The sequence below is a fragment of the Pseudonocardia sp. ICBG1142 genome (assembly GCF_020496255.1).
In the GTDB taxonomy this organism is placed as follows: domain Bacteria; phylum Actinomycetota; class Actinomycetes; order Mycobacteriales; family Pseudonocardiaceae; genus Pseudonocardia.
In genome coordinates this window covers 1-7,597 of the sequence record NZ_JAHLJC010000018.1, presented here as the reverse complement: position 1 = coordinate 7,597, position 7,597 = coordinate 1, and the positions used below count along the sequence as shown (strand labels likewise).

Genomic DNA, 7,597 nt, shown 5'->3' with positions numbered 1-7,597 from the left:
GGGGGGGGGGGGGGGGGGGGGGGGGGGGGGGGGGGGGGGGCGTCCGGGAGTGAAGCGTCTGCGCGGGACCGGCACCCGGCCCGGTGATCATCAGATGATGCATAGGTGTGGTGGCTGTTGATCTTGGGTGGCGGTGTCTGGTCGGAGGCCGGTCGGGTGGGATGACACGCCCGTCTGACCTGGGGGTACGCGACATACGGGCGTGTGACCTGGAAATATGTAAGTCGGAATCTAGACAACCAAGTCAGAGTTTCGGGTGAGCGCGAGCGAGCCCGCCCCCTCCGGCCGCGTCAGCGGCCGGAGACAACACAGGGCGAAGCTCAACGCCCTAGACCGGCACCGCGCCCCCCCTTGCGGCGGTGGTGAGGAGTTCCCCCGGATGACCGGCTCTGACCTGTGGGTTCCCCCCGGCGCTGTTCCCGATGCCGGTTCCCGGGGCTCTGAGAGCCTCTGTGAGGCCCCGTTTGATCCCCCGGGCTACCTAGTCGGGGGTCTGCCGTTTGAGGCGGCTACGGCGATCTGGGGGCGTTTGTGGACGTCGCGGTACCCACTCGCCGCGGACGAGTTCGACGACGGCGTGTGGCGGCAGACCAGGGAGGAGGCGATGACCCGGATGCACGTCGAGCTGCACCCCAAGCAGGTGTGGGGGTTGATCGGCATCGACGGCGACAGCGCCGACGCGGTCCTGCGGATGGTCTCCACCGTCGACAGCCACCCGATGCCGAACGTGATCATCGAGAACGCCGTCAACGGCCACGCCCACGCCGGGTTCGGCATCACGACACCGATCAACGTCACCAACTACGGATCACGCCGCGCGGTCCGCTACGGCCTCTCCATCGAAGAAGCACTTCGACGCGCCGTCGGCGGGGACCCGTCCTATCCCGGGCGGCTGATCAAAAACCCGTTCCACTCCCGCTGGATCACCCACTTCCTCCACGACAAAACCTCCACCCCTCAACCAGTTCGGGGCGATCCTGACCGCCGCCGGACACATGCCCGGCCGGGGGCTGGCACAACCAACGCCGCCGCGAACCCGTCGGCTACTCCCGTAACGAAACCCTGTTCCACATGGTCCGCCGCTTCGCCTACCGCGAAATGCGGCACCACTGGGGCGACGCCGAGGGCTACCGCGCCGCTGTCGCCAAACACGTCGCGATCCTCAACGCCGATTTCCCGATCCCCCTCGGCGGGAACGAACTCGGCCACATCTCCCAGTCCATCTCGGACTGGACGATCAACTACTCCCGCATGTGGAACGACGGCCCGCCGCCTACGACGCAGCATTCTCCGCCATCCAAGCAGCGCGCGGACGCAAAGGCTCCGGACGCAACGGCGGACTCATCGGCGGCCGAATCCGTGGACAGAGTCGATCGGAAGAGTCTCGTTTGCTCCATGCCGGGATTCAAGCGGCAGCTTCGCGATGACGGCCCGAACTCCAGCGCGCCGCACTAGAACCGCCCGCGAAATAGCGGATGAATTTGGCGTGACTCCTCGAACCGTCCGCGCGATGGTCGCTGAGCCGCGTCCTGAATACGAGCGACGAGCCAAGGCGCGCCGCTCGCTAGCTGTGAAGCTTCGCCTTCAAGGGCTCACCTACCGAGAGATCGCCGACCGCACCGGCGACAGCATCGGCACTGTCGGCTGCCTCCTCGCTCAGGCCCGGCGCACCGGTGAATGGGTCGCTGCGGCGGAACGCCGTACCGTCAGTCACGCAGAGTGATGTTTCGGGACATCCCCCGGAATCTCACTCTGCGTGACGGAGTGGGGCCGAAGGGCGTCGCGTGGCGGTGTGCTCGGTTTTCGGCTGCGTGTGGTTGCGTTTCTGGCGCTATATATTGTGGCGTTCTGTAGGTGCTACTGGGCACCTACTCGCTGCCTCTTTTGCTGTTTGTGGGGTCGGAGGGCCGCTGTTGTGAGGGCTACGGGTGTAGGCATTTTTGTGCTCGGCCGAGTTGGCGGTGGGCGCGGTATTGGCGCTGCTGCTTCTGCGGTTCTAGGGGGAGCGTCGGAGGGGTGGGGTTGTCGATGTGCGCGGTGAGTTGTTTCGGTGGGTGGAGTGGTCGGCTGTTTGTTTGCTGGATGTTGGGTGTGGATGTTTGGGGTTAGGTGCGGTGCGGTGCTGTCGTGAGGGTTGGGCATCGTCGGGTCCGGTGCCCGAGCTCAGCGTTGAAGATCATCTGCTGTCCCGGATTGGCTTATTATCGGCTCGGATTTCCCCGGATTTGCATAGACCATCTCCGGGGGTTCGGGCCTGGGGGCTCTCGGGTCGTCGTGCCGGGCTGGTGGCCGCGTGGCGGCCGCCGGGAGCGGGTGAGGCGCGGCGCTGATCGGCTTTGATGGGGCTTTGAACTGGCTGGAAGCGCCTGAGAAGCGGCATTGACGCGCTTCTGGGGTGGGTCCGGTCGGTTATGGCGGGTGGACCTGTGGTGGTGGTGCCCGGTGGGTCGGGCTGGCGCCCGACACCTCAACCACCCTGCTTCGCTGACGGCCGGTCGAGGTGTCGGGCGCCAGCCCGACCCACCGGGAGGGTGGTCGCGGAGCGGCCATGATCATCAGTACGTAGTTCCATGCTTTGAGAGAAGGAAGGTCAAGGTCAAGGTCAACTGACTGCGGCGAGGGTGGGCGGTTTGGGTTGATTTGGGCGTATCTGTCCGTAGTGCGTAGTGTGCTGAGCGTGTTCGTGTGATTGCTGCTGGTAGTGGTTCTTGACCAGTGGGGGGGGGCGTGTTCGCATGCGGTCATGGGAACGAAGAGGTTCGCGTGTGCGTCCCGTGTTATCGGGACCGTGTTGGCTGTGGCTGTTGCGATGGGGTCGGCTACGGGGATCGCTTCGGCTGAATCTGCGCATTTCGCCGAGGGGGCGGCCGAGGTTGGCAGTAGCTTTGCATCACTGTCGCCCAGTCCGGATCATTTTACTTACACGGCACAGGCTGATGGCGAAACGTTGCTGCTGAAAGTGTCGCCTGAAGTTCATTTCGTAAAGCAGGGAAGTGTTACAACCCTGAAGCTCGGGAACGACACTCTCGAAACTCTCCCCTCGACGGCTTCGAGCGATCAGCGTGGGACTGTGCGTTTGCAGTATGAACTGGTGTCTCCTTCGGTCGTTCGAGTGATCGTCAATCCGTCATCTCATGATCAGAGTCCAGGAGACAAAGCTGTTCCCTATGGGTGGTGGAAGGACTGGGGGAAGTGCGCTGCCGGTATTGCTGGTGGCGCTGTCTCTGGGGCGACGACGGTTGGGCTTGGCGGGGCTGCTGTGGGGGCAGTGACGATTCCTATTGCCGGTTCCGTCCCCGGAGGAGCTATTGGTGCTGTTGGTGGTGGGATCGGCGGCGGGCTTACGGGCGCTGTAGCGGCGTGCTGATCTGGGAGCGCAGGTATGCAGAATGGCATTTCTGAACATGAAGTGGTGAAGCGGCTTTCCTTTGCTCTTCGTGGGGCATGGCTTGGCCTGGCGATCTGGGTATGCACTCAGTTCGTGGTCGGAAATATTCACGTCCTATGGAAGCAGGGAATGTTCCATATGCAAGTTGGAGTAATTCTGACGCTCACAATCGTGCGTGCGATAAAGAAGCGGCGGGCCAGGCGTGAGATGTCGAAGGAAAGCGAATAGCGGTGTTCGCGGTCTCCGCGTGTAGCCCTCGAAGTCTGTATCTGGTCGTGGGCAAGTCGATCCGGACCGGAGCCCGCCCCGGCGGGTGAGGACCGGAAGCGGCGCGGCAGCCCGGGGTTGTTCGGCTCAGCGCAGCGACCCGCCCTGCGGGACCCCGGCTTTTGCGATACCCACTTAGCCGGGCTAAGTGTCTAGCTCGCTGCGCTCCGCCGCAGGCGGGGCCGTGGCCGTCCTCCCGGGGGGGGGGGGGGGGGGGGGGGGCGTCCGGGAGTGAAGCGTCTGCGCGGGACCGGCACCCGGCCCGGTGATCATCAGATGATGCATAGGTGTGGTGGCTGTTGATCTTGGGGTGGCGGTGTCTGGTCGGAGGCCGGTCGGGTGGGATGACACGCCCGTCTGACCTGGGGGTACGCGACATACGGGCGTGTGACCTGGAAATATGTAAGTCGGAATCTAGACAACCAAGTCAGAGTTTCGGGTGAGCGCGAGCGAGCCCGCCCCCTCCGGCCGCGTCAGCGGCCGGAGACAACACAGGGCGAAGCTCAACGCCCTAGACCGGCACCGCGCCCCCCTTGCGGCGGTGGTGAGGAGTTCCCCCGGATGACCGGCTCTGACCTGTGGGTTCCCCCCGGCGCTGTTCCCGATGCCGGTTCCCGGGGCTCTGAGAGCCTCTGTGAGGCCCCGTTTGATCCCCCGGGCTACCTAGTCGGGGGTCTGCCGTTTGAGGCGGCTACGGCGATCTGGGGGCGTTTGTGGACGTCGCGGTACCCACTCGCCGCGGACGAGTTCGACGACGGCGTGTGGCGGCAGACCAGGGAGGAGGCGATGACCCGGATGCACGTCGAGCTGCACCCCAAGCAGGTGTGGGGGTTGATCGGCATCGACGGCGACAGCGCCGACGCGGTCCTGCGGATGGTCTCCACCGTCGACAGCCACCCGATGCCGAACGTGATCATCGAGAACGCCGTCAACGGCCACGCCCACGCCGGGTTCGGCATCACGACACCGATCAACGTCACCAACTACGGATCACGCCGCGCGGTCCGCTACGGCCTCTCCATCGAAGAAGCACTTCGACGCGCCGTCGGCGGGGACCCGTCCTATCCCGGGCGGCTGATCAAAAACCCGTTCCACTCCCGCTGGATCACCCACTTCCTCCACGACAAAACCTCCACCCTCAACCAGTTCGGGGCGATCCTGACCGCCGCCGGACACATGCCCGGCCGGGGCTGGCACAACCAACGCCGCCGCGAACCCGTCGGCTACTCCCGTAACGAAACCCTGTTCCACATGGTCCGCCGCTTCGCCTACCGCGAAATGCGGCACCACTGGGGCGACGCCGAGGGCTACCGCGCCGCTGTCGCCAAACACGTCGCGATCCTCAACGCCGATTTCCCGATCCCCCTCGGCGGGAACGAACTCGGCCACATCTCCCAGTCCATCTCGGACTGGACGATCAACTACTCCCGCATGTGGAACGACGGCCCCGCCGCCTACGACGCAGCATTCTCCGCCATCCAAGCAGCGCGCGGACGCAAAGGCTCCGGACGCAACGGCGGACTCATCGGCGGCCGAATCCGTGGACAGAGTCGATCGGAAGAGTCTCGTTTGCTCCATGCCGGGATTCAAGCGGCAGCTTCGCGATGACGGCCCGAACTCCAGCGCGCCGCACTAGAACCGCCCGCGAAATAGCGGATGAATTTGGCGTGACTCCTCGAACCGTCCGCGCGATGGTCGCTGAGCCGCGTCCTGAATACGAGCGACGAGCCAAGGCGCGCCGCTCGCTAGCTGTGAAGCTTCGCCTTCAAGGGCTCACCTACCGAGAGATCGCCGACCGCACCGGCGACAGCATCGGCACTGTCGGCTGCCTCCTCGCTCAGGCCCGGCGCACCGGTGAATGGGTCGCTGCGGCGGAACGCCGTACCGTCAGTCACGCAGAGTGATGTTTCGGGACATCCCCCGGAATCTCACTCTGCGTGACGGAGTGGGGCCGAAGGGCGTCGCGTGGCGGTGTGCTCGGTTTTCGGCTGCGTGTGGTTGCGTTTCTGGCGCTATATATTGTGGCGTTCTGTAGGTGCTACTGGGCACCTACTCGCTGCCTCTTTTGCTGTTTGTGGGGTCGGAGGGCCGCTGTTGTGAGGGCTACGGGTGTAGGCATTTTTGTGCTCGGCCGAGTTGGCGGTGGGCGCGGTATTGGCGCTGCTGCTTCTGCGGTTCTAGGGGGAGCGTCGGAGGGGTGGGGTTGTCGATGTGCGCGGTGAGTTGTTTCGGTGGGTGGAGTGGTCGGCTGTTTGTTTGCTGGATGTTGGGTGTGGATGTTTGGGGTTAGGTGCGGTGCGGTGCTGTCGTGAGGGTTGGGCATCGTCGGGTCCGGTGCCCGAGCTCAGCGTTGAAGATCATCTGCTGTCCCGGATTGGCTTATTATCGGCTCGGATTTCCCCGGATTTGCATAGACCATCTCCGGGGGTTCGGGCCTGGGGGCTCTCGGGTCGTCGTGCCGGGCTGGTGGCCGCGTGGCGGCCGCCGGGAGCGGGTGAGGCGCGGCGCTGATCGGCTTTGATGGGGCTTTGAACTGGCTGGAAGCGCCTGAGAAGCGGCATTGACGCGCTTCTGGGGTGGGTCCGGTCGGTTATGGCGGGTGGACCTGTGGTGGTGGTGCCCGGTGGGTCGGGCTGGCGCCCGACACCTCAACCACCCTGCTTCGCTGACGGCCGGTCGAGGTGTCGGGCGCCAGCCCGACCCACCGGGAGGGTGGTCGCGGAGCGGCCATGATCATCAGTACGTAGTTCCATGCTTTGAGAGAAGGAAGGTCAAGGTCAAGGTCAACTGACTGCGGCGAGGGTGGGCGGTTTGGGTTGATTTGGGCGTATCTGTCCGTAGTGCGTAGTGTGCTGAGCGTGTTCGTGTGATTGCTGCTGGTAGTGGTTCTTGACCAGTGGGGGGGGGCGTGTTCGCATGCGGTCATGGGAACGAAGAGGTTCGCGTGTGCGTCCCGTGTTATCGGGACCGTGTTGGCTGTGGCTGTTGCGATGGGGTCGGCTACGGGGATCGCTTCGGCTGAATCTGCGCATTTCGCCGAGGGGGCGGCCGAGGTTGGCAGTAGCTTTGCATCACTGTCGCCCAGTCCGGATCATTTTACTTACACGGCACAGGCTGATGGCGAAACGTTGCTGCTGAAAGTGTCGCCTGAAGTTCATTTCGTAAAGCAGGGAAGTGTTACAACCCTGAAGCTCGGGAACGACACTCTCGAAACTCTCCCCTCGACGGCTTCGAGCGATCAGCGTGGGACTGTGCGTTTGCAGTATGAACTGGTGTCTCCTTCGGTCGTTCGAGTGATCGTCAATCCGTCATCTCATGATCAGAGTCCAGGAGACAAAGCTGTTCCCTATGGGTGGTGGAAGGACTGGGGGAAGTGCGCTGCCGGTATTGCTGGTGGCGCTGTCTCTGGGGCGACGACGGTTGGGCTTGGCGGGGCTGCTGTGGGGGCAGTGACGATTCCTATTGCCGGTTCCGTCCCCGGAGGAGCTATTGGTGCTGTTGGTGGTGGGATCGGCGGCGGGCTTACGGGCGCTGTAGCGGCGTGCTGATCTGGGAGCGCAGGTATGCAGAATGGCATTTCTGAACATGAAGTGGTGAAGCGGCTTTCCTTTGCTCTTCGTGGGGCATGGCTTGGCCTGGCGATCTGGGTATGCACTCAGTTCGTGGTCGGAAATATTCACGTCCTATGGAAGCAGGGAATGTTCCATATGCAAGTTGGAGTAATTCTGACGCTCACAATCGTGCGTGCGATAAAGAAGCGGCGGGCCAGGCGTGAGATGTCGAAGGAAAGCGAATAGCGGTGTTCGCGGTCTCCGCGTGTAGCCCTCGAAGTCTGTATCTGGTCGTGGCAAGTCGATCCGGACCGGAGCCCGCCCCGGCGGGTGAGGACCGGAAGCGGCGCGGCAGCCCGGGGTTGTTCGGCTCAGCGCAGCGACCCGCCCT

General features: G+C 64.1%; 4 protein-coding genes and 1 pseudogene. All 5 read left to right on the top strand.

Features of this window, described 5'->3' with window-relative positions:
- Positions 1 to 379: 379 nt before the first annotated feature.
- Positions 380 to 934 (top strand): annotated as a pseudogene (locus KPL59_RS37615) (replication initiation protein); the annotation flags it as partial.
- A gap of 137 nt (positions 935 to 1,071) precedes the next feature.
- Positions 1,072 to 1,455, top strand: coding sequence for a hypothetical protein (locus tag KPL59_RS13075; RefSeq protein WP_226360938.1), 384 nt, complete (start codon positions 1,072 to 1,074; stop codon positions 1,453 to 1,455).
- Positions 1,456 to 2,797: 1,342 nt separating this feature from the next.
- Positions 2,798 to 3,367, top strand: coding sequence for a hypothetical protein (locus KPL59_RS13070; protein WP_226360936.1), 570 nt, complete (start codon positions 2,798 to 2,800; stop codon positions 3,365 to 3,367).
- A gap of 849 nt (positions 3,368 to 4,216) precedes the next feature.
- Positions 4,217 to 5,263, top strand: coding sequence for a replication initiation protein (locus KPL59_RS13065; protein ID WP_226360937.1), 1,047 nt, complete (start codon positions 4,217 to 4,219; stop codon positions 5,261 to 5,263).
- Positions 5,264 to 6,633: 1,370 nt separating this feature from the next.
- Entirely contained in the window at positions 6,634 to 7,203 is a 570-nt protein-coding gene (locus tag KPL59_RS13060; protein ID WP_226360936.1) for a hypothetical protein, read from the top strand.
- Positions 7,204 to 7,597: the final 394 nt, after the last annotated feature.